18 protein-coding genes are annotated in these 22,743 nt (G+C 75.2%); 8 read left to right on the top strand and 10 right to left on the bottom strand.

The window, feature by feature from the left end; all coding sequences use genetic code 11:
• Positions 1-12 precede the first annotated feature (12 nt).
• Genes O7600_RS14795 through O7600_RS14775 form a run of 5 tightly spaced genes read right to left on the bottom strand, consistent with a single transcriptional unit; the run spans position 13 to position 7,550 of the window.
• The gene (locus O7600_RS14795; RefSeq protein WP_281587793.1) at positions 13-1,101 is read right to left on the bottom strand and encodes a uroporphyrinogen-III synthase; all 1,089 of its coding nucleotides are present in this window, start codon (positions 1,099-1,101) and stop codon (positions 13-15) included.
• On the bottom strand, positions 1,101-1,448 hold the full coding sequence (nirD, locus tag O7600_RS14790) for a nitrite reductase small subunit NirD (RefSeq protein WP_281587791.1): 348 nt from the start codon (positions 1,446-1,448) through the stop codon (positions 1,101-1,103). The genes O7600_RS14795 and nirD overlap by 1 nt, the downstream gene beginning before the upstream one ends.
• Positions 1,445-3,961 (bottom strand): nitrite reductase large subunit NirB, encoded by a 2,517-nt coding sequence (gene nirB, locus O7600_RS14785; RefSeq protein WP_281587790.1) that lies wholly within the window; start codon positions 3,959-3,961, stop codon positions 1,445-1,447. The genes nirD and nirB overlap by 4 nt, the downstream gene beginning before the upstream one ends.
• On the bottom strand, positions 3,961-5,445 hold the full coding sequence (locus O7600_RS14780) for an FAD-dependent oxidoreductase (protein ID WP_281587788.1): 1,485 nt from the start codon (positions 5,443-5,445) through the stop codon (positions 3,961-3,963). The genes nirB and O7600_RS14780 overlap by 1 nt, the downstream gene beginning before the upstream one ends.
• Complete coding sequence (locus O7600_RS14775; protein ID WP_281587786.1) at positions 5,442-7,550, bottom strand: molybdopterin oxidoreductase family protein; 2,109 nt, start codon at positions 7,548-7,550, stop codon at positions 5,442-5,444. Before O7600_RS14775 ends, O7600_RS14780 begins: the two co-directional genes overlap by 4 nt.
• 147 nt (positions 7,551-7,697) lie before the next feature.
• Here O7600_RS14775 and O7600_RS14770 point away from each other — a divergent pair, with 147 nt between their 5' ends.
• From O7600_RS14770 to glmM, 7 genes are all read left to right on the top strand, one after another.
• Positions 7,698-8,396 (top strand): class I SAM-dependent methyltransferase, encoded by a 699-nt coding sequence (locus O7600_RS14770; protein WP_281587784.1) that lies wholly within the window; start codon positions 7,698-7,700, stop codon positions 8,394-8,396.
• Positions 8,397-8,470: 74 nt separating this feature from the next.
• A complete protein-coding gene (locus O7600_RS14765; RefSeq protein WP_281587782.1) occupies positions 8,471-8,731 on the top strand; it encodes a DUF6364 family protein in 261 nt (86 codons plus the stop codon).
• Positions 8,709-9,014, top strand: a complete 306-nt coding sequence (locus tag O7600_RS14760; RefSeq protein WP_172967920.1) for a hypothetical protein — start codon at positions 8,709-8,711, stop codon at positions 9,012-9,014. Before O7600_RS14765 ends, O7600_RS14760 begins: the two co-directional genes overlap by 23 nt.
• A 122-nt stretch (positions 9,015-9,136) precedes the next feature.
• A complete protein-coding gene (locus tag O7600_RS14755; RefSeq protein ID WP_281587779.1) occupies positions 9,137-10,516 on the top strand; it encodes a nitrate/nitrite transporter in 1,380 nt (459 codons plus the stop codon).
• Positions 10,517-10,725: 209 nt separating this feature from the next.
• Positions 10,726-11,169: a 50S ribosomal protein L13 gene (rplM, locus tag O7600_RS14750; RefSeq protein ID WP_174528511.1), complete on the top strand. Its 444-nt coding sequence runs from the start codon at positions 10,726-10,728 to the stop codon at positions 11,167-11,169.
• 20 nt (positions 11,170-11,189) lie between these two features.
• Positions 11,190-11,654 carry a 30S ribosomal protein S9 gene (gene rpsI / locus O7600_RS14745; RefSeq protein WP_088998399.1) on the top strand — a complete coding sequence of 155 codons (465 nt, stop codon included), beginning with the start codon at positions 11,190-11,192 and terminating at the stop codon, positions 11,652-11,654.
• Between the two features lie 110 nt (positions 11,655-11,764).
• Positions 11,765-13,120: a phosphoglucosamine mutase gene (gene glmM / locus O7600_RS14740; RefSeq protein ID WP_281587775.1), complete on the top strand. Its 1,356-nt coding sequence runs from the start codon at positions 11,765-11,767 to the stop codon at positions 13,118-13,120.
• Positions 13,121-13,176: 56 nt separating this feature from the next.
• Here the strand turns inward: glmM and O7600_RS14735 are convergent, their stop codons facing one another.
• From O7600_RS14735 to O7600_RS14725, 3 genes are read right to left on the bottom strand one after another with little or no spacing between them, the layout of a single operon-like run.
• Positions 13,177-16,005: an FtsX-like permease family protein gene (locus O7600_RS14735; RefSeq protein WP_281587772.1), complete on the bottom strand. Its 2,829-nt coding sequence runs from the start codon at positions 16,003-16,005 to the stop codon at positions 13,177-13,179.
• A 14-nt stretch (positions 16,006-16,019) separates the two neighbouring features.
• The gene (locus O7600_RS14730) at positions 16,020-16,766 is read right to left on the bottom strand and encodes an ABC transporter ATP-binding protein (RefSeq protein ID WP_281587770.1); all 747 of its coding nucleotides are present in this window, start codon (positions 16,764-16,766) and stop codon (positions 16,020-16,022) included.
• A 2-nt stretch (positions 16,767-16,768) separates the two neighbouring features.
• Positions 16,769-19,603 carry an FtsX-like permease family protein gene (locus tag O7600_RS14725; protein WP_281587768.1) on the bottom strand — a complete coding sequence of 945 codons (2,835 nt, stop codon included), beginning with the start codon at positions 19,601-19,603 and terminating at the stop codon, positions 16,769-16,771.
• Positions 19,604-19,702: 99 nt separating this feature from the next.
• Here O7600_RS14725 and O7600_RS14720 point away from each other — a divergent pair, with 99 nt between their 5' ends.
• Positions 19,703-20,362 carry a helix-turn-helix transcriptional regulator gene (locus O7600_RS14720; RefSeq protein ID WP_281587766.1) on the top strand — a complete coding sequence of 220 codons (660 nt, stop codon included), beginning with the start codon at positions 19,703-19,705 and terminating at the stop codon, positions 20,360-20,362.
• Between the two features lie 77 nt (positions 20,363-20,439).
• On the opposite strand, the gene O7600_RS14715 is transcribed toward O7600_RS14720, so the two are convergent.
• Together O7600_RS14715 and O7600_RS14710 are read right to left on the bottom strand one after the other, a co-directional pair.
• Positions 20,440-21,543 carry a beta-eliminating lyase-related protein gene (locus tag O7600_RS14715; protein WP_281587763.1) on the bottom strand — a complete coding sequence of 368 codons (1,104 nt, stop codon included), beginning with the start codon at positions 21,541-21,543 and terminating at the stop codon, positions 20,440-20,442.
• Complete coding sequence (locus O7600_RS14710; protein WP_281587761.1) at positions 21,540-22,727, bottom strand: pyridoxal phosphate-dependent aminotransferase; 1,188 nt, start codon at positions 22,725-22,727, stop codon at positions 21,540-21,542. The genes O7600_RS14715 and O7600_RS14710 overlap by 4 nt, the downstream gene beginning before the upstream one ends.
• Positions 22,728-22,743: the final 16 nt, after the last annotated feature.

The following is a 22,743-nucleotide window of genomic DNA, read 5'->3' as shown; positions in this document are numbered from 1 at the left end:
ACCGCCTGCGGGTCAGTCGACCCGCAGGCGGTAGCCGCGCTTGACCACCGTCTGCACCACGCGGGGGGCCGTCAGGCCGACCCGCAGGCGGGCCACCGCCATCTCCACCGCGTGCTCGTCGGCGCCGCGCGGCAGCGTCCGCAGCAGCGCGGTGCGCGACAGCACCTTCCCGGGCGACGCCGCGAGCGCCCGCAGCACCGCCATCGGGGCCGGCGCCAGCGGGCGCAGCTCGCCGTCGACCACCGCGGCGTGCCCGCGCAGCGTGAGCACGTGCCCGGCCGCCTTCACCGAGACGGTACGCCGGGGCAGCTCCTCGACGATCGTGCGCACCAGGGCACCCAGCCGGGCCCGGCTCGGCGCGCTCACCGGCACCCCCCGCCGCACCAGCGGCTCGGCGGTGACCGTGCCCACGCACCCGGCCAGCACGTCGCCGCGCAGCGCCTCCAGCACCGTCTCGGCGCGGTCCCCGGCCGCCCGCAGCAGAGCCTCGGCCGCCGGCGCGGAGGTGAACGTGACCGCGTCGACCAGCCGCCCCGCGACCAGGTCGATGAGCCGGTGCAGCGGCGCCGGGTCGGCCGGCGGCGCCCAGCGGTAGACCGGCACCTCGATCACCGTCGCCCCGGCCGTGACCAGCGCCTCGGTGCACTCCGGCTGCCGGTCGCCGTGCAGTTGCAGCGCCACCACCTGGCCGGCGACGCCGCGCCGGACCAGGTGCTCGACCACCTCGTCGCAGCTCTCCGACGCGGGCGACCAGTGCTCGCGCAGCCCGGCGGCGCGGATCGCCCCGGTCGCCTTGGGTCCCCGGGACACCACGTAGGCGCGGGCGAGGGTGCCGCGCAGCGGCTCGGCCAGCCCCCAGCCCTCGGCGGCCTCCAGCCAGCCCCGCATCCCGATGCCGGTGTTGGCCATCAGCACGTCCGGCGGGCGCGCCAGGCAGGCCCGGGTGGCCTCGCGCAGGTCGGTGTCGTCGGCGAGCGGCACGATCCGTAGCGCCGGGGCGAGGACCACCCGCGCGCCGCGCCGCTGGAGCAGGGCGGCCAGCTCGTCGCGGCGCCGGTCCGCGGTGACCCCGATGGTGAAGCCGGCCAGCTCGTCGCGCATCATTCCTCCTGCCGCAACCGCACCTCGACCAGGCCGTCCCGGCAGCGCGCCCGGTGCCGCCGCAGCGTCACCCCGGGCAGGTCCAGACAGCGCCCGGTGGTGAGGTCGTAGACCTGCTTGTGCAGGGGGGAGGCGAGCGTCGGCACCCCGCCCCGGCTGCCGACCAGGCCCCGGGACATCACGTACGCGCCACCGACCGGGTCCAGGTTGTCCACCGCGAACAGCCCGGCGGCGGTGCGGAAGAGCGCGACCTGCACGCCGTCGACGAGCGCGGCGACGCCCCGGTCGAGGTCGAGCCGGTCGGACGGACAGACCGGCGTCCAGCCCAGCGTCACGGTCGGGCTCATCGCCGCACCTCCGGCAGGCCCAGCACGACCGGCTGCCGGCGAGGACCGCCGTCCGGCGGCGCGCCCCGGGCCGGCACCGGCTGGCCGCGTTCCACCGCGAAGGTGATGGACGGGTCGGGCACGTCCGGCGCGTTGACGAACGAGGTGAAGCGGCGCAGCCGGTCCGGGTCCTCCAGCACGTCCCGCCACTCGTCGGAGTAGCCGGCGACGTGCCGGGCCATGGCCGCGTCGAGGTCGGCGCAGAGCCCCAGCGAGTCGTCCACGAGCACCGACCGGAGGTGGTCGAGGCCGCCGTCCATGGCCTCGATCCAGGCGGCGGTGCGCTGCAACCGGTCGGCGGTGCGGACGTAGTACATGAGGAACCGGTCGATCAGCGTGACCAGCTCCCCGGTGCCCAGGTCGGTGGCGAACAGGTCGGCGTGCCGGGGCCGGAAGCCGCCGTTGCCGCCCACGTAGAGGTTCCAGCCGGTCTCGGTGGCGATGATGCCGAAGTCCTTGCTCCGCGCCTCGGCGCACTCTCGGGCGCAGCCGGAGACCGCCGACTTGAGCTTGTGCGGGGCGCGCAGGCCCCGGTAGCGCAGCTCCAGCGCGACGGCCAGCCCGACCGAGTCCTGCACCCCGTACCGGCACCAGGTGTCGCCGACGCAGGACTTCACCGTGCGCAGTGCCTTGCCGTACGCGTGGCCCGACTCGAAGCCGGCGTCGACCAGCCGGCGCCAGATCTGCGGCAGCTGGTCGACCCGCGCGCCGAACAGGTCGATCCGCTGCCCTCCGGTGATCTTGGTGTAGAGCCGGAAGTCGCGGGCCACCTCGCCGATCGCGATCAGCTTCTCCGGGGTGATCTCGCCACCCGGTATCCGGGGCACCACCGAGTAGCTGCCGTCGCGTTGCAGGTTGGCCAGGAAGTGGTCGTTGGTGTCCTGCAGCGACGCCGCCTCGCCGTCGAGCACGTGGCCGGTGCCGAGGGAGGCCAGGATCGAGGCCACCACCGGCTTGCAGATGTCGCAGCCGCGCCCGCGTCCGTGCTCGGCGACGAGCCGGGAGAACGTGCGGATGCCGCGCACCCGGATCAGGTCGAACAGCTCCTGCCGGGTGAGGTCGAAGTGCTCGCAGAGCGCGCGGGACTGGCGTACCCCGGCGGCGTCCAGCAGCTGCTTGAGCATCGGCACGCAGGAGCCGCAGCTGGTGCCCGCCCGGGTGCACGCCTTCAGCGCCGGCACGTCGGTGGCCCCACCGGCGATCGCCGCGTCCAGGTCGGCCCGGGTGACCGCGTTGCAGGAGCAGACCTGGGCGGCGGCGGGCAGCGCGCCGGCCCCCGCGTCCCCGGCGGGCGCGAGCAGCGCCAACGGGGGAGCGGGCAGCGGCCCGCCGACACTGGCCCGCAACGTCGGGTAGGCGCTCGCGTCCCCGACCAGCACGCCGCCGAGCAGCGTCCGCGCGTCGTCGGAGAGGACCAGCTTCGCGTACGACCGGGTGGCCGGGTCGGTGAACGTCACGTCGAGGCAGCCGGGGGTGACCCCGTGCGCGTCGCCGAACGACGCCACGTCCACGCCGAGCAGCTTGAGCTTGGTCGCGGTGTCCGCGCCGGGGAACGTGGCCGCCCCGCCGAGCAGCCGGTCGGCGACCACCTCGGCGGTCGCGTAGCCGGGCGCGACCAGGCCGTGACAGACGCCGTCCACGGCGGCGCACTCGCCGACCGCCCAGATCCGCTCGTCGGCGGTCCGGCAGGCCGCGTCGACCAGCACGCCGCCGCGCGGGCCGACCGGCAGCCCGGCCGCCCGGGCCAGCTCGTCCCGGGGCCGGATCCCGGCGGCCACCACAACCAGCTCCGCGTCGACCGTGCGGCCGTCCGCGAGCGACAGCGCGGCCACCGTGCCGTCCGGCCCGGGGCGCAGCGCCGTGGTGGCCACCCCGAGGTACGCGGTGACGCCCAGCTCCTCGACGTACCGGCGGAGCATGGCCCCACCCGCCTCGTCCACCTGCACCGGCATCAGCCGGGGCGCGAACTCGACCACGCTGGTGGCGAGCCCGAGCAGCCGCAGCGCGTTGGCCGCCTCCAGGCCGAGCAGGCCGCCGCCGATCACCGCGCCGGTCCGCCGGCCCCGGGCGTGCTCCCGGATGGCGGTCAGGTCGTCCAGCGTCCGGTAGACGAAGACCCCCGCCAGGTCCGTGCCGTCGACCGGCGGGACGAAGGGGTACGACCCGGTGGCCAGCACCAGCGCGTCGTAGGGGTGCTCACCGTCCGCCGTCGTCACCACCCGGCGGACCCGGTCGACGCCGGTGACCGGTTCGCCCAGCCGCAGCTCCACCCCGTCGTCGGGGGTGTGCAGGCTCAGCTCGTCCGCGTCCACCCCGTCGAAGAGGGCGGAGAGCCGCACCCGGTCGTACGCCGGACGGCGCTCGTCGGCGAGCACCGTGACCCGCCACCGCCCGTCCCGGTCGCGGGCCCGCAGCGCCTCGACGAAGCGCTGCCCGACCATGCCGTTGCCGACGACCACCAGCCGCTCGCTCATCACACCTCCACCGCCTCGCGATTCGCATCCGCGTCGTGTACCTCGTCGGTTGTGGGCGGGTCGGCCTCGGCGAGCCACCCGGCGATGCCGGCCACCGCGTCCCGGCAGCTGCCACAGCCGGTGGCGGCCCGGGTCGCCGTGGACAGCGCCGTAGCCGACCGGGCTCCCGCCCGCCAGCACGCCACCAGCTCGCCCTTGCTCACGTCGTTGCACCGGCAGACGACGGCGGCGTCCGGCATCAGCGCCGGGGACGCGGCCGGCTCGGCCGGGGCCGCGCCGAACGCGCGGCCGAGCAGCAGCGACCGCCGGTCCGCAGGCACCGGCGCGCCCCGGTCGAACAGCTGCACCACGGTGCCGACCGCCGGGTTGTCGCCGAGCAGGATCGCGCCGGTCAGACGCTCGTCGCGGATCCGCAGCCGGGCGTAGGTGCCGCGGGCCGGGTCGGTGAACGTCAGCTCCTCGACCGGCCCGCCCCCGGTCGGGTCGCCGGCCAGGTCGCCCATCGCGGCCAGGTCGATGCCGGCGGCCTTGAGCCGGGTCACCACCGGTCGGGGCCGGTAGCGGACCAGCGGATCGCCGCCGGCCAGCACGTCGGCGACCACCCGTGCCTGTGCCCAGGCCGGCGCGACCAGCCCGGTCGGCGTGCCGTCATGCTGGGCGCAGTCGCCGATCGCGGAGATCCGCCGGTCGCTCGTCCGCATCCGGTCGTCCACCACCACGCCCCGCTCGACGGTGAGCCCGGCGCCCGCGGCCAGCGCGGTGTCGGGGCGTACGCCGCAGCAGAGGACCAGCAGGTCGGCGGCGAGCGGTCCGTCGTCGCCCAGGTGCAGGTGGACGCCGTCGGCGTCGGCGGTCACCCCGGTGGCGGGGACGCCCAGCCGGACCCGGACGCCCAGCGCGGCGAGGGTGTCCGCGAGGACCGCCCCGGCCGGCGGGTCGAGCTGGCGTTCCATCAGGTGGCCGACCGGGTGGACCACGGTCACGGCGAGGCCCCGGGCGGCGAGCCCGCGGGCCGCCTCCAGCCCGAGCAGCCCGCCGCCGAGCACCAGGGCGTGGCGCGCGTCCCGGGCGGCGGCGAGGATCCGCCGGCAGTCGGCCAGCGTGCGGAACGGGACCACCCGGTCCGGCAGTGGGTCGAGCCCGGGCAGCGGCGGCACCACGGACCGGCTGCCGGTGGCGAGCACCAGGTGGTCGTAGCCGTGCCGGGCGCCGTCGGCGGTGCGTACCTCCCGGGCGGCCCGGTCGATCGCGGTGGCCGGCGCGCCGGTCCGCACGTCCACGCCCGGGCCGACGGCCTCGACCAGTTCCAGGTCCGGCTCGTCGATCCGGCCGGCGAGCAGGGTGGAGAGCATGATCCGGTTGTACGCGCGGTGCGGCTCCGCCCCGAGCACGGTGATCCGGTGGTCGCCCTCGCGCGCGTGCAGCTCGGCGGCGAGGCGGGCACCGGCCATGCCGTACCCGACGACCACGATCCGGGCGGTCATGCCGGCTCCACCCGGACCGCGCAGATCTTGAACTCGGGCATCCCGGAGACCGGGTCGAGCGCGTCGTTGGTGACCGAGTTGGCCCGGGCCGCGCCGGGCCAGTGGAACGGCGCGAAGACGGTGTCCGGCCGGATCGTCGGGGTGAGCCGGGCCGGCGCGCGCAGCTCGCCCCGGCGGGAGACCACGCGGACCGGCGTGCCGTCGGCCACGCCGAGCCGGGCGGCCAGGTCGGGGTGCAGCTCCACGAAGCCGCCGGGGGCGGCCCGGCGCAACGCGGCCACCCGTCTGGTCTGGGCGCCGGACTGGTACTGGGCCAGCACCCGCCCGGTGGTGAGGTGCAGCGGGTAGTCGGCGCAGACCGGCTCGGCGGCCGGGCGGTGGGCCACCGGGTGGAACCGGGCCCGGCCGTCCGGGGTGGGGAACCGGTCGGTGAAGAGCCGGCGACGGTCCGGCCCGTCGGGGTCCGGGCAGGGCCAGAAGACGCCGGTGTCGGCGTCGATCCGGTCCCAGGTGATCCCGGCGTAGTCGGCCGGGCCGCCGGCCGAGGCCCGGCGCAGTTCCTCGAACACCTCGCGCGGATCGGTCGGCAGCGGCGTCGCGCCGGGCAGCCGGTCGGCGAGCGCGGCGAGGATCTCCAGGTCGCTGCGGACGCCGGCGGGCGGTTCCCGCAGCGCGCGGCGGCGCAGCACCCGACCCTCCAGGTTGGTCATCGTGCCGTCCTCCTCGGCCCACTGGGTCACCGGCAGCACCACGTCGGCCAACTCGGCCGTCTCCGAGCGGAGCAGGTCGGCGACCACGAGCAGGTCCAGGTCGCGCAGCCGGGACTCGATCCGGGCCGCGCGCGGGGCGGAGACGACCGGGTTGGAGCCGAAGACCAGCAACGCCCTCGGCCCGGCCGGGGTGCCGAGCGAGTCGAGCAGCTGGTAGGCCGGCACGCCCGGTCCCGGCAGCGTGGCCGGGTCGACGCCCCACACCCGGGCCACGTGCTCCCGGGCCGCCGGGTCGTCGATCCGCCGGTAGCCGGGGAGCTGGTCGGCCTTCTGCCCGTGTTCCCGTCCGCCCTGCCCGTTGCCCTGCCCGGTCAGGCAGCCGTAGCCGGAGCCGGGACGCCCGGGCAGGCCCAGGGCGAGCGCCAGGTTGACGAAGGCGGTGACCGTGTCCACGCCCTTGGCGTGCTGCTCGGCGCCCCGGGCGGTGAGGACGATCGCCCGGTCCACCGTGGCCAGTGCGCGGGCGGTGGCCTCCAGGTCGGCCGCCGGCACGCCGGAGAGCCGTTCCACAGCCGTCGGCCAGTAGCCGGCCACGGTCCGCCGTACCTCCTCGAAGCCGGTGGTCCGGGCCGCCACGTACGCCCGGTCGACGAGGCCCTCGGTGAGCGCGACGTGCAGCAGCGCGTTCGCCACCGCCAGGTCGGTGCCGGGCAGCGGTTGCAGGTGCAGGTCGGCCTGGCGGGCGGTGGCGGTGGCCCGGGGGTCGACCACGATCAGCCGCCCGCGGCGCTCCCGCAGCTCGGTGACGTGCCGCATGAGCGGCGGCATGGTCTCGGCCGGGTTCGCGCCGACCAGCAGCAGCGTGTCCGCCCGACCGAGATCGGCGAGCGGGAACGGCAGCCCCCGGTCGACGCCGAAGGCGCGGTTGGCGGCGGCGGCGGCCGACGACATGCACCAGCGTCCGTTGTAGTCGATGTGCCGGGTGCGCAGCGTGACCCGGGCGAAGCGGCCCAGCGCGTACGCCTTCTCGTTGGTCAGCCCGCCGCCGCCGAAGACCGCGACCGCGTCCGGCCCGTGCCGGTCCCGGACCGCGCCGAGCCCGGCGACGATCCGGTCCAGCGCCTCGTCCCACCCGGCCGGGCGCAGCGCGCCACCGGGCCGGTCCCGCAGCAGCGGGGTGGTCAGTCGCTCCGGGTGGTCGAGCAGCTCGGCGGCGGTCCAGCCCTTCTGGCACAGCCCGCCCCGGTTGGTGGGAAAGTCCCGGGCGGCCACCTCGACGCGGTCGCCGGCCGCCCGCAGCACCATGCCGCACTGGAGCGCGCAGTACGGGCAGTGCGTGGCGACCTCGCGGGGGTGTACCCCCGTTCGCGTCGCCGTGCGTGCACCGTCTGTCATGTCGGAAAAGCGTGCCGGCGGGCGGTTTCCGGTCCGGGTCCCTTCTGTTTCGGTCCTGTCACGAGCGCCTCACACCGCACGGGGCTGACGGGTCGGATCGTCGGGTTTAGAATGTGGGAAAACTGTTCCATATAATGGGAGGCGATCGTGAGCGTGACGGACGCGTTCGACGCGGTGGCGGGCACCTACGACCAGGCCCGGCGACGGCTGGTGCCGTGCTTCGACGCCTTCTACGGCACCGCCGTCGAGGTGGCCGCGCCACCGCTGCGGGCGGCGCTCGCCGCCGGGCGTGCCCCCGAGGTGCTGGACCTGGGCGCGGGCACCGGCCTGCTCTCCCTGCTGCTGGCCGCCGCGGTCCCCGGCGTCCGGCTGACGCTGGTGGACGGCGCGCCCGCGATGCTGGCGGTGGCCACCGGCCACCTGGCCGCCCGGGGCGTGCCGCACCGCACGGTCCACGCCGACCTGGGCGACCCCCTGCCCGCCGGCCGGTACGACGCGGTGGTCTCCGCGCTGGCCGTCCACCACCTCGACGACGACGGCAAGCGGGCGCTCTACCGCCGGGCGGCGGACGCCCTCGCGCCGGGCGGGGTGTTCGTCAACGCCGAGCAGGTGGCCGGCCGGACCCCGGCGCTCGACCGGCGCTACGACGAGGTGTGGACGGCGCGGATCACCGAGCGGGGCTCCGACGCCGCCGAGATCGCCGCCGCGCGGCAGCGAATGCGCCACGACCGCCCGGCGACCGTGGCCGACCAGTGCCGCTGGCTCACCGAGGCGGGCCTGGTCGACGTGGACTGCTTCTTCAAGGAGTGGCGGTTCGCCGTCTTCGGCGGGCACCGTCCGGGATGAGGCCGGCTGTCCGGTTCACCGACCGGTGCGCGCGGGGATGACTGGCGGTCATACCGATGGGTAGTCTCTCCGGCATGACCGCCAAGGTGACGCTGTCCTTCTCCGACGACACGATCGAGGAGGCGCGCCGGTTCGCCAAGCGGGAGGGCCTGTCCCTCTCCGCCTGGATGGACCAGGCCGCCCGGGAGAAGGCGCTGCGCGAGGTCTTCACCGCGCACGCCGCCGCCGTCGGCCGTGCCGGCCTGGACCTCGAAGCCGCCGCGCTGGCCGACGCCCAGGAGGCCGCGCTGGTCGACGACGCCCTGTTCGGCGGTGGGCGCCCGCGTGCTGCGTAGGGGAGAGGTCTGGCGCATCTCCGGCGCCCGGGAACGGTTCGGCCTGGTCATCAGCTCCGACGTCTACAACTCCACCGACGTGCCGATCGTGATCGTGGCCGAGGTGGTCGAGGAGTCGCTGCTGCGTGACTCGCCGCTGGCCGTCCGGATGGGCGGTTTCGTGGTGATGCCCGACCGGCTCTCCTCGCCGATGAAGAAGTGGTTCAGCGAGTGCGTGGACGTGGCCGACACCGAGACCATGCAGCGGGTCGGCCGGGCGCTGCGCATCCTGCAGGAGCTGTGACCGCCTCACCGTCGCCGCCCGGCGGACGTGCGATCTCCGTTTCCGGACCGACGCGCGCGGGGCACCCCGGGGAAACCGGCCGTTCCTAGCGTCCCCCTCGTCACCGACGAGGAGGAGCCGCCGTGAGCACGCTCGCCACCAGCACCACCACGACCCCGGCGCCGGTCGCCACCGGCCGGCCCGGGCGGATCGCCGAATGGCGTCCCGAGGACCCGGCGTTCTGGGCCGCCGGCGGCGCCCGGGTGGCCCGGCGCAACCTGTACGTCTCGATCTTCGCCGAACACGTCGGCTTCTCCGTGTGGAGCCTCTGGTCGGTGGTGGTGCTCTTCCTCGGCCCGGAATACGGCATCGACCCGGCCGGGAAGTTCCTGCTCACCGCCGTGCCGGCCGCGCTGGGGGCGGTGCTGCGGCTGCCGTACACGCTCGCCGTGGCCCGGTTCGGCGGCCGGAACTGGACCATCGTGAGCGCCCTGCTGCTGCTCGTGCCGGCGGTGCCGATGGCGGTGCTGATCGAGCCCGGGGTGTCGTACGCCACGCTGATGGTGCTGGCCTGCCTGTCCGGGGTCGGCGGCGGCAACTTCGCCTCCTCCATGGCCAACATCAACCTGTTCTTCCCGGACCGGCTCAAGGGCCGGGCGCTGGGGCTCAACGCCGGCGGCGGCAACCTCGGCGTACCGGCCGTGCAGCTCGTCGGGCTGGCGGTGCTGGGCGTCGCGGGCGCCGCGTACCCCCGGCTGGTGCCGGCGGTCTACCTGCCGCTGATCGTGCTCGCCGCGCTGGCCGCGGCCCGCTGGCTGGACAACGTGCCCGGGGCGCGCAACGAGCCGGGCGCGCTGCGCGCGGCGGCCCGGGACCCGCACACCTGGGTGATGTCGCTGCTCTACGTCGGTACGTTCGGCTCGTTCATCGGCTTCGGCTTCGCCTTCGGCCAGGTGCTCCAGCTCCAGTTCCACGACCGGTTCCCCACCCCGGTCGACGCCGCCTGGCTGACCTTCCTCGGGCCGCTGGTCGGCTCGCTGGTCCGGCCGCTCGGCGGTCAGCTCGCCGACCGGCTCGGCGGGGCCCGGGTCACGTTCTGGAACTTCGTGGCGATGGCCGGTGGCGCCGCGCTGGTGCTGTACGCGGCCCGGGACCGGTCCTTCCCGCTCTACCTGGCCGGGTTCCTGGCGCTCTTCGTCTTCTCCGGGATCGGCAACGGCTCGACGTACAAGATGATCCCGGCGATCTTCCGGGCCCGGGCGGCGGCCGAGAGGGAGCGGACCGGCGACCCGGAGGCGGCGCGGCGGCGGGCCCGCCGGCTCTCCGGTGCGCTGATCGGCATCGCCGGCGCGGTCGGGGCGTCCGGCGGGGTGCTGGTGAACGTGGCGTTCCGGCAGTCGTTCCTGACCTCCGGCACCGCCGACGCCGCCTACCTGGCCTTCATCGGCTGGTACGCGCTCTGCTTCCTGGTGACCTGGGTGGTCTACCTGCGACCCGGGCCGCGTAGGCTGGCCGGCGTGTGACCCGCGCCATGGAAAACGCGCAGGCCACGCGTGGTGCGACCCCGTTTTGACCTGCCACCGGGCGGCCGGGTATCGTTGCCTGCTGTTGTACGACATTCTTAGGCGTGCCGCATCAGGTACGCTTGGTCGTTCGTGCGCGCTGGTTCGACTGGGAAGCCCCGGTTACCTCGGCGCGCGACCCCAGACCGACGACGAGACAAGGTAGACCTGTGCGTACGTACAGCCCGAAGCCGGGTGAGATCGAGCGTCAGTGGCACGTCATCGACGCCTCTGATGTCGTGCTGGGCCGCCTGGCGACCCACGCCGCCACGCTGCTGCGTGGCAAGCACAAGCCGACTTTCGCGCCGCACGTCGACACGGGCGACTTCGTCGTCATCGTGAACGCGGGCAAGGTCGCGCTGACCGGCAACAAGCGCCAGACCAAGGTCGCTTACCGCCACTCCGGTTACCCGGGTGGTCTGAAGCGGGTCGGCTACGACGAGCTGCTCACCAAGCGGCCCGAGCGGGCCATCGAGCTGGCCGTGAAGGGCATGCTCCCGCACAACAAGCTGGGCCGTCAGATTCTCAAGAAGCTGAAGGTCTACGCCGGTGCCGAGCACCCGCACGGCGCGCAGCAGCCGGCGCCGTTCGAGATCAAGCAGATCGCGCAGTGAGCGCGGGCGAAGGAAGCAGCATGACCGACATCACCGAGACCGAGGTCGCCCCCGAGGCCACCGAGGCGCCGGCGCCCGTCGCGCGCGCGCCCCGCGGTGACCGCCCGATCCAGACCGTGGGTCGGCGCAAGGAAGCCATCGTCCGGGTCCGGATCGTCCCGGGCAGCGGCAAGATCACCTGCAACGGCCGTGACCTCGAGGCCTACTTCCCGAGCAAGGTGCACCAGCAGCTCATCAAGGACCCGCTGGTCACCGCCGAGAAGCCCGAGGCGTTCGACGTGATCGCCAACCTGCGTGGCGGCGGCACCACCGGCCAGGCCGGCGCGCTGCGGCTCGCCATCGCCCGGGCGCTGATCGTCAACGAGCCCGACGATCGCCCGGCCCTGAAGAAGGCCGGCTTCCTGACCCGTGACGCCCGGGTCAAGGAGAGCAAGAAGTACGGCCTGAAGAAGGCCCGTAAGGCTCCCCAGTACTCGAAGCGCTGATCACCACCAGCGACTTGTACTTCTGACGGACGGCCGGGTCCGCCTCCCCTCCCGGGAGGCGGCCCGGCCGTTCCGCGTTTCCCCTCTCGACGGCACGGAGGTTGGCGGGTATGGGCCGGTTGTTCGGCACGGACGGCGTACGCGGGCGGGCGAACGCGGATCTCACCCCGGAGTTGGCGCTCGCGGTCGCGGTGGCCGCGGCCCACACGCTGGCGGAGGCGGACCGGAGCCATCCGCCGCTGGCGGTGGTGGGTCGGGACACCCGGGCCAGCGGCGAGATGCTGGAGGCGGCCGTGGTCGCCGGCCTGACCAGTGCCGGCGCGAACGTGGTCCGGGTCGGCGTGCTGCCGACGCCGGCGGTGGCGTTCCTCACCGCCGAGATCAAGGCCGACCTGGGCGTGATGCTCTCCGCCTCGCACAACCCGATGCCGGACAACGGCATCAAGATCTTCGCGGCCGGTGGGCACAAACTGCCCGACGAGATCGAGATGCGGATCGAGGAGGCGGTGAAGGCCAACGCCACCACCGCCTGGAAGCGCCCCACCGGCGCCGGTGTCGGCCGGGTGAACGACCTGCTCGACGGCGCCGACCACTACGTGCAGCACCTGGTCGGCACCGTGCCGCACCGCCTCGACGGGATCAAGGTCGTGGTCGACTGCGCCAACGGCGCGGCGGCCGACGTCGCCCCGGTCGCCTACCGGGAGGCCGGCGCCGAGGTGATCGCCATCCACGCCGAGCCGGACGGGCTCAACATCAACGACGAGTGCGGCTCGAACCACATCGAGGCGCTGCGCGCCGCCGTGGTCGAGCACGGCGCGCACCTGGGCATCGCCCACGACGGCGACGCCGACCGCTGCGTCGCGGTCACCGCCGACGGGGACGAGGTCGACGGCGACCAGCTCATGGCGATCCTCGCGCTGGCCATGCGGGACGCCGGCGAGCTGACCCAGGACACCCTGGTCGCCACCGTGATGAGCAACCTCGGCCTGCGGCTGGCCATGTCCGAGCACGGCATCCGGCTGGTCGAGACCAAGGTCGGCGACCGGTACGTGCTGGAGGAGCTGCACGCCTCCGGCCTGGCGCTGGGCGGCGAGCAGAGCGGGCACATCGTGCTGCCCGCGTACGCCACCACCGGCGACGGCGTGCTCACCGGCCTGCACCTGATGGCGCGGATGGCCGCCACCGGCACCTCGCTGGCCGAACTGGCCGCCGTTGTCACCAAGCTGCCCCAGGTGCTGATCAACGTGCCGGTCGGGGACCGTACCGTCGGCGCCGCCGCGCCCGCCGTCCGCGCCGAGGTCGAGCGGGCCGAGTCCGAGCTGGGCGAGACCGGCCGGGTGCTGCTCCGCCCCTCCGGTACCGAGCCGCTGGTGCGGGTCATGGTGGAGGCGGCCACCGAGGCCAGCGCCCGTGCGGTCGCCGAGCGCATCGCCGAGCAGGTACGCGCCGCCAGCCCGGTCGCCTGACCGGTCCGGCGGTGCGCGGCCGCGCGGCCGGCGTCGTCCCCGGTGCGCGGCCCGCGTCACTCCTGTGCGAGCAGCCGTGCGGTCGGTAGGCGGCGTAGCAGGTAGGCGGGGACGAGTGCGGCCAGGCAGGTGACCAGGACGCCCGCCAGGGCGGCCAGGACGGCGGTGGTGACCAGCGCCGCGGGCACGTCGCCGACGAGCCACGCGGCGCCGCCGAGCCCGAGGCCGGCACCGCCCAGCGCGCCGAGGCCGCCGAGGAACAGAGCCTGGTAGCCGACGAGACGGGTGAGCGCGCCGTCGGTCCAGCCGGTGGCCCGCAGTGCGGCCAGCTCGGTGGCGCGGTCCCGGACGTCCAGGTAGAGCACGTCCGCGACGGCGGCCGCGCCGAGGAGCACCGTGGCCACGGCGGCGAGGGTGTCCGCGCCGCGCACGTCCAGCGACACCGTGTCGCCCAACAGGCTGCCGACGATCGCGCCACGGAAGGCGTAGGCGACGGCGCCGACCACCGTCAGTGAGGCGACGCCGATGGCCAGGGCGGCGGCGCCGAGCACGGTGCGTGCGGGGACACGGGCCAGGTTGATCACTGCCATTCCGGCGACGGTCCGGGTGCGGTGGGCACGGAGGGTGGCGGCCACCGGCGGGCGCAACGCGGCGGCCGGGTGGGCGCGGGCGGCGCGCAGCGCGGGTGTCAGACCCGCGACCAGGGCGAGGAGCAGCGCCACCGGCACCGCGAGCAGCGCGCGGTCCCACTCGACGTCGATGCCGAGGGCGCGGCCCAGGGGGACGGCGAGGCCGACCCCGAGCAGCCCGGCGGCCAGGCCGAGCGTGGCGACCTCGCCGAGGACGAGCGCGCCGATGCGGCGTGCCGACCAGCCGAGGCAGGCCAGCACGGCGAGTTCGGCACGGCGGTCGCGGACGGCGGCGGTGACGGCGTTGCCGAGGAACAGCGCGCAGACCACGAGGACCAGCGCGAACAGCACGGCGCTCTTGCGGTCGACGGCCTTCGTGATGACCGAGGCGACGCCGAGGGCGGACCAGTTCTCGGTCAGCCTCAGGTCGGGGCGGCCGAAGGCGCCGGCGGGCAGGTCCACGGTCTGCGGCGCCGGCGAGGAACCGAGGGTGATGTCCACGTCGAGGCCGGTGGTGGTGGCGATCCGCTCGGCGATCAGGCGGACCCGCTCGGCCGAGCGCTCGTTGTAGCCGTCCACGTCGGCAACCCGGACCCGGATCGCGCTGATCGGCGCCTTGCGCTGCCGGGCGGGAGCGCCGACCAGCAGGTCCGGCACGCTGGCCAGGTTGGTGAGCAGCAGCGGCGGTGCGGAGAGGTAGCCGCCGGGGCTGCCGTTGGGCAGCAGCGGCCGGTCCCCCAGCGCCCGCCGACTGCGGTCGTCGGCGCCTTCGACGGTCGGTGGCTCGTAGGTCTCCAGCGGCACCCGGGACAGGTCGTCGAATCCGGTCAACCGCAGCGGGTCGAACGTGCCGACCGGACGCCAGCTGTGCGAGAGGGCGTCGTCGCCGATGCTCGTCGGCACCTGGTTGAGCGGCCGGAACGACCGGTCGTCGGCGAGCCAGGACCGCTGCCGTCGGATCACGAACTCGGAGCCGTAGACCGACGGGTCGACCGTGACCGTCCGCGGCCGCAGGACGCCGTCCGGTCCCTCGTCGTAGTCGACCGGGCCCGCCTGCAACACGAGGTCGAGCACGCCGCCGCAGCACTCCCCGGGACGCTCGATCAGGTTCCGGATGTCCCCGAGGTAGCGGTCGGCGAAGTCCTCCCGCCCGCCGCCCGCGGGCGTGCCGGGGAGCGTGGCGAGGGCCGACCCGACCGTGTCGGCCGGCAGGCCGGCGATCCCGGACGGCACGAGTTGGCGGTACGTCGCCGAGACCGACCCGTCGACGAACGGGCGGCTGGTGGCCAGGACCGGGAACTCGGTGGACTGACCCCAGGAGGAATAGTCCACCCGGGCCGGCCGACGGTCCGGCGGCAGTGGGATGCCGTCCTGGATCGCCTTGTTCAACCCGACCAGCCGGTCCTCGGCCACCGGGTCGACGGCGGCGAGCAGCAGCGCGACACTGACCCCCACCGGCAGCAGCAGCCGGTCGGATGGCGCCGGTGGCTTCCCCCGACGGGCCGGCCCGAACTCGAACCGCCCGTCCGGTCGCAGGTGGGCCGCGCTGAGCGAGGTCATGTCGAGTTCGGACATGGTCGATCCGGCCGCGCCGTCGGTCGCCACGGCCAGCGGGTCGCAGACCGGCAGGGAGCGCCCGTCCGGTTGGATCTCGCGCGGGACCGCGAACTCCCGACCGCAGGCGTCGACGGGGTGCGCGCTGCCGTCGGTGTACCGGAGCTTCGGGCCGGGCGACGAACCGGAGAAGTCCGGACGGATCAACGGGTGCTTCGTGAGGTAGAGGTATCGGGGTGCGGCCCGCCCGACCGACCGGCCACGGTCCGTGTCGAAGGTCAGGTCGATCCGGATGACCTGCCGGTCCAGGGACGGGTCGACCGCGCCGGTGAGGTCGAGTGAGCCGCTGATGATCTGGTCGGCGTGCCCGAGCATCGCGATGGGCGCGGCCACCTCGATCCCGGGCAGCGCCTTGACCTGGTCGTACTGGGCGGTGGTGATGCCGCCGAAGAGGCCGGACAGATAGTTGGGCCGGACCAGCCCGCGCTGCGCCTCCAGCGGGGTGCGACTGCCGGCGGGTCGGACGAGGATGTCGTAGGACGCGCGGGTGTGCCGTTCGAGGCTGCCGATCACGGCGAGCCGCGAGGTGGTGGTCGCTCCGGTGAGGACGACGAAACCGGTGGTGGCCACCAGGACGCCGGTCAGCAGCGCCACCGAACGGCCCGCACGTCCACGGAGCTGTCGCCAGACGAATCGGAACACGCGCGCTCCCTCGGTCAGAGACGCAGTCGGGAGGCACGGTCGAACGTGTCGGCCGGATCCTCCCCGTCGGTCAGGTCCACGTCCTCGACGACCCGTCCGTCGCCGAGCCGGACCAGGCGGTCGCAGCGGGCGGCGATCGCCGGCTCGTGGGTCGCGAGCAGGATCGTCATGCCGTGCCGGTCGCGCAGGTCGAGCAGCAGGTCCAGGATCTGCGCGCCGGTGGTCGAGTCCAGGTTGCCGGTCGGCTCGTCGGCCAGCAGCAGCCGCGGCTCGCCCATCAACGCCCGGGCGATCGCCACCCGCTGCTGCTGGCCGCCGGAGAGCTCCGCCGGCAGGGCCCGTTCCCGGCCGCCGAGGCCCACCGCGTCCAGCAGCTCGCGGGCGCGGGCGGCGTGGTCGGCCCGGCCCCGGCGCGGCAGCACCGGCGCGATCACGTTGTCCAGCACGGTGAGCGCCGGCAGCAGGTGGTAGCGCTGGAAGACGAAACCGACCCGCTGCCGGTAGCGGGCCAGGGCCGCCCGGCGCAGCGCGGTGACCTCCACGTCGTCCACGGTCACCGTGCCCCGGTCGGCCTGCTCGATCGCACCGATCAGGTGCAGCAGCGTGGACTTGCCCGAGCCACTCGGGCCGGTCAGCGCCACCACCGACCCCGCCGCGATCTCCAGCGACACGTCGTCGACGGCGGTGAGCCGCTCGGGGCCGCTGCGGAACTGCCGGACCAGCCCGGCCACGCGTACCGTACTGCCCGTCGTCGGGTCCATGGTCACTCCTCTGCCAGCAGTCGAGCGGTGGGTAGGCGGCGCAGCAGCGCGGCCGGTACGAGCGCCGCCAGGCAGGTGACCAGCACACCGGCCAGGGCGACCAGCGCCGCCACGGTCACCAGGCCGGCCGGCACCTGGCCGACCACCAGGGCCGCCCCGCCGAGCCCGAGGGCGGCGCCGCCCACCGCGCCGAGCGTGCCGAGCGCGAGGCCCTGGTAGCCGATCAGGCGGCCCAGCGCCGCGTCGGTCCACCCGGTCGCCCGCAGCGTGGCGAGTTCGGCGGCCCGGTCGCGGATGTCCAGGTAGAGCACGTCGGCCACGGCCGCGGCCCCGAGCAGCACGGTGGCCACCGCCGCGAGGGCGTCCGCGCCGCGCACGCTGAGCGACACCATGTCACCCAGCAGGCTGCCCACGATCGCGCCCCGGAACGCGTACGCGGTGGCCGCCACCAGGGTCAGCGCGGCCACCCCGATGGCCAGCGCGCCCGCGCCCAGCACGGTCCGGCCGGGGCTCCGCATCAGGTTCACCAGCGCCAGGCCGGGCAGGGTGCGGGGGCGGCGTACCCAACGGGCCGCGGCGACCGGCGGGCGCAACGCCTCGGCCGGGTGGGCGCGCGCGGCTCGCAGCGCCGGCGCCACGCCGGCGACCAGCGCCAGCAGCAGAGCCACCGGTACGGCGACCAGGGCCCGCCGCCAGTCGACGCCGATGTCCAGGGCCGCGCCGAGCGGAAACGCCAGGCCGACGGAGAGGAGCCCGGCGGCGAGACCCAGCGCGGCGACCTCGCCGAGGATCAACGCGCCGATCCGGTGGGCCGGCCAGCCCAGGCAGGCGAGCACCGCCAGCTCGGGACGCCGGGTCCGGACCGCGGCGGACACCGCGTTGCCGAGAAAGAGTACGCAGACCACCAGCACCAGCACGAAGAGTGCGGCGCTCTTGCGGTCCACCGCCTCGGTGATCACGGAGGCGACCCCGAGCGCCGACCAGCGTTCGGTCAGGCGCAGGGCGGGACGGCCGTACGCGCCGGCCGGCAGCTCCACGGTCTGCGGCGCGGGAGAGGATCCGAGCGTGATGTCGACGTCGAGACCGGTGACCTGGGTGATCCGCTCGGCGATCAGCCGGACCCGCTCGGCGGAGCGCTCGCTGTAGCCGCCCACGTCGGCGACCCGGACCCGGATCGCGCTGATCGGCGCGGTGCGCTGCGCCGTGCCAGCGCCGTCCAGCAGCTGGCGCGCGCTGGCGAGATTGGTCAGCAGCAACGGTGGCGCGGACAGGTAGCCGGCCGGGTTGCCACTCGGCTCCAGCGGCCGGTCACCCAGCGTGGCCCGGCTGCGGTCGTCGGCGCCCTCGGCCACCGGCGCCTCGTACGTCTCCAGCGGCACCGTGCCGACGTCGCTGAAGCCGGTCAGCTTCTCCGGGTCGAACACGCCGACCGCCCGCCACTGGCGGAACGGGGTGACGGCGCCGCCGCCGGGCAGGGGAAGCCGGCGCAGGGTCCGCGCCCCGACGTCCTCGGTGAGCCAGGGGCGGGGCAGCCAGCTGAACTCGCGAACGTCACCGAAGACCTCGGGTGCGGCAGGTGGCACCGGGCTGGCGCGCAGCTCGCCGCCGGGTCGCTCCTCGTACGCCACGGGGCCGGGCTGCGTGATGGTCTGGAGCTGGCCGAAGCAACAGCCACCCGGGTCGGAGACGCCGGCCGCGAGCCGGCTCCGGTAGGCGTCCGCCAGATCGGCCCGGGCCACCCCGGCCGGTGTGCCGGCGGCCCGCCGCAACCCGTCCTCCAGTTCGACGGCCGGCATTCCGGCCGGGCGGGCGGCGGGCAGCCGGGTGAGGGTGGCCCGCAGCTCGCTGTCGAGATAGGGACGGCTGGTGGCCAGCACCGGGACCGTCCGGTTGAGCGCGGTGCCGAGCAGCCTCTCGTCCACCGCGTCGCCGGCCCGCAGGGGGCGGCCCGCCGTCACGGTGCCGGCCAGGCCGACCAGGCGCTGTTCCGCGTCCGGGTCCACGGCGGCGAGCAGGAACGGCACGGTGACCGGCTCGGTCAGCGTCAGCCGGTCGGAGATCGCCGTCGCGGCGTCGCCGTTCTCCGCGAGCACGCGGTTCTCCGCCTCGAAGCGGCCGTCCGGCAGCAGCCGGACCGGGACGACCCACCAGTTGTCCCGCTCGGAGAGCGGGCCGCGGTTGCCGATCAGGGCGCCGCGCTGCGGGTCGCAGATCGGCCGGCTGCTGCCGTCCGGCTGCACTTCGCGCGCGACCGGTCCGCAGACCTCGTCCACCGGGTAGCGCCGGCCGTCGGTGTAGCGGAGCTCCTCCAGGTGCTCCGGATCGACTATCGGATGGATGAGGGGGTGTGTGGTCACGTACACGTACCGTGGCTTGCCCGGCGCGGTGGACAGGCCGCGCTCGGCCACGTAGGTGGGGTCGACCCGGATCACCTGCCGGTCGAGGGACCGGTCGACCGCCGAGGTGAGGTCCAGCCGCAGCGGCACCGCCGAGGTCGAGTAGCCGATCATCGCGATGGGCGCGGCCACGTCCACTCCGGCGACCGCTCTGACCTGCTCGTACTGCGCTGTGGTGATGCCGCCGTAGGTGTCGGAGAGGTAGTTGGGCCGGACCAGCCCGCGCGCGGTCTCCAGAGGCGTGCGCGTCCCCTGGGGACGGACGAGGATGTCGTAGGCGGCCCGGGTGTTGCGCTCGACGGTGCCCGTGACGGCCAACCGCGAGGTGGTGGTGGCGCCGGTCAGGACGACGAAGCCGGTGGTGGCCACCAGCACGCCGGCCAGCAGCGCCACCGACCGCCCCGCACGGCCACGAAGCTGCCCCCAGACGACCTGGAACATGTCGCGCCTCCCCGTGTGCTGTCCACACTGTGCGCGATACATTGTGACAATGCAAGGCCCCCGTACGGGTGCCTGTCCGGAACCGGATCGGAGAAGACGGTGGCGATCCAGCACGCGGTCCTGGCCCTGCTCGCCCGCGGCCCCAGCTACGGCTACGAGCTGAAGAGCGCGTTCGAGGCGGCGGTCGGACCGCAGTGGGGCCCGCTCAACATCGGGCACCTCTACCAGATCCTCGACCGGCTCTCCCGGGACGGCCTCGTGGTCGCCGAACGGAGGTCACAGCCGGTCAAGCCGGACCGGGTCGTCTACGAGATCACCGCCGACGGCCGCGCCGAACTCGACCGTTGGTTGACCGCGCCCAGCCCGCGCAGCGGCGGCTTCCGGGACGACTTCTTCCTCAAGGTGACCGCCGCGGCCCGCTCCGGCGAGGCGTCCGTCGTCCGTTCCGTGCTCACCAACCAGCGCGGCCATCTGCTGCGCGAGCTGCGCAACCTTGACGGGTTGCGCCGCCGGGCCGACGACCCCGTGGTCCGGCTGCTGCTGTCGGCCGCGGGCCGGCACGTCGAGGCCGACCTCGCCTTCGTCGACGACGCCGAGGCGGCGCTGCTCGCCGACGGCGGCGTCACGCTCGCCGGCCTCGCCGACGCACCCCCGTCCGGCGGGACCGACCGGGCCGTCGGGGGAGCGGCTCGGGCCGAGCCGGCCGAAGCGGGAGCCCGGCCGGACGACGGAACCGGCCCGACGCGGGCCGCCGGCTGACGCACGGGCCGGTCGCGGCGCGAAGGCGGCCGCGGGCCGGTAGCGCACGGAGCGCCGCCCGCGTCGAGGCGCGCCGGTCAGTCCGCCAGGCGGCGCAGGAAACGGTCAGCCAGCTCGGTCACCGCCTCGGCGTCCAGCTCCCGCGCGGGGCCGGCCACCGTCACCTCGGCCAGCGCCAGCCCGGGCACCTCGGTGTCCCGCCAGCCGCCGACGAACCACGCCCGCTCCTCCTCGGCCAGCGCGAGGTTCGCCGCGTTCAGCGCCGCCGCCGGGTACGGCAGCCAGAACCGGAACTGGTGGGTGTGCGGCGGGGTCGGGTGGACCCGGGCGCCGGGCAGGGCGCCCAGCGCCTCGGCCACCACCTTCGCGTGCCCCACGTGCCCGGGCAGCTGCGGCAGCTCCCGGGCCAGCCCGGCGAGCGCGGCCAGGGCCGCCGGCCACTGCTGGAACAGCGTGCCGCCGTAGCGGTGCCGCCAGGCGCGCGCGTAGCGGGCCAACTCCGCGTCCCCGGCCAGCGCCGCCCCGGAGTGGCCGCCGAGCGACTTGTAGAACGAGACGTACGTGCTGTCGGCCAGCGCCGCGATCTCGGCCGTCGAGTAGCCGAGGTGGACGGTCGACTCCCAGAGCCGGGCGCCGTCGACGTGCACCCGGGCGTCCCGGGCCCGGGCCGCCGCGACCACGGCGACCAGCTCGTCCCAGGTCGGCAGCACGAACCCGGCGTCCCGCAACGGCAGCTCCAGCAGGAGCGTGCCGATCGGCTCGTCGAGCGCGGCGACCTCGGCGGCGGTGGGATTGCGCGGAGCGGTCGTCGTGTGGACCGCGCGCACGCCGGCGAGCAGCGCGTACGCGTCGCGTTCGTGCACCAGCGGGTGGCTGAGCGGGTGCAGCCCGACCCCGGCCCGGCCGGTCAGCTCCGCACCGTGCCGCATCGCCACCTGCTGCGCCATCGTGCCGGAGGGGAAGAACACGGCGGCCTCCGCGCCGAGCAGCTCGGCGACGCGCAGCTCCAGCTCCGCCACCGGTCCGCCCTCGCCGTAGAGGTCGGGCAGGTCGTCACCGGCCACCGCGCCGAGCGCGGCGAGCTGCTCCCGCACCGACGTCGGGCGTGCGCCGGAGAGCATCGTGACGCAGCCGCGCTGGGCGGCGAGCCGCCGCAGCCGTTCGGCGTGTCCGTCGCTCATCCGTCCTCCCGGAGCCGGCGCAGCCGGGTCACCGCCTCGGCGAGCACCTCCGGCCGCTTGCAGAACGCGAACCGGACGAGCCGGCGGCCCGCCTCCACGTCGTCGTAGAAGACCTGCGTCGGCACCCCCACCACGCCGCAGCGCTCCGGCAGGGACCGGCAGAACTCCACCCCGTCCCGGCCGCCGAGCGCGTCGATGTCGGCGGTGACGAAGTATGTCCCCTCGGGCGGGAGGACACCGAAACCGGCGTCGGTGAGCCCGGCGACCAGCTGGTCCCGGCGGCGTTGCAGGTCGTCCCGGAAGCCGGTGAAGTAGGCGTCGGGCAGGCCGAGGGCCACCGCCACGGCCGGCTGGAGCGGGCCGGCGTTGACGAACGTGAGGAACTGCTTCACCCGCAGCACCGCCGCGACCAGCGGCGCCGGCCCGCTCACCCAACCGACCTTCCAGCCGGTGCAGGAGAACGTCTTGCCGGCCGAGGAGATGCGCAGCGTCCGCTCCCGCATGCCCGGCAACCCGGCCAGCGGCAGGTGCGGCCCGGCGGCGTCGGTGTAGACGAGGTGCTCGTAGACCTCGTCGGTGACCGCGTAGACCCCGTGCTCCCGGCACAGCCCGGCGACCATTGCCAGCTCGTCGGCGGTGAAGACCTTCCCGGTCGGGTTGTGCGGCGAGTTCAGCAGCACCAGCCGGGTACGCGGACCGAACGCCGCGCGCAGCTCGTCCGGGTCGAAGGCGTACCGGCCGTCGGCGCCCGGTCGCAGCGTCACCGGGCGGCGGACCGCTCCGGCCAACGCGATCGAGGCGGCGTACGAGTCGTAGTAGGGCTCGAAGCAGACCACCTCGTCACCCGGCTCGCAGAGGGCGAGGATGCTCGCCGCGACCGCCTCGGTGGCGCCGGCGGTCACCACGACCTCGGCGTCCGGGTCGTAGTCCAGGTCCCAGAACCGGCGTTGGTGGGCCGCGACGGCCGCGCGCAGCGCCGGGATCCCCGGACCCGGCGGGTACTGGTTGTGGCCGCCGCGCAGCGCCTCGGCGGCGGCGGCGAGCATCTCCGGCGGGCCGTCGGTGTCCGGGAAGCCCTGCCCGAGGTTGACCGCGCCGGTGCGCACGGCCAGCGCCGACATCTCGGCGAAGACGGTGGTGCCGAACGGCCGCATCCGGGCCACCAGGGGATCGGTCGTCGTCACGGCGGCCAGCCTACGG

The organism is Micromonospora sp. WMMA1998, from assembly GCF_027497375.1.
GTDB lineage: Bacteria > Actinomycetota > Actinomycetes > Mycobacteriales > Micromonosporaceae > Micromonospora > Micromonospora sediminicola.
This window is presented reverse-complemented; position numbering and strand designations above follow the sequence as displayed.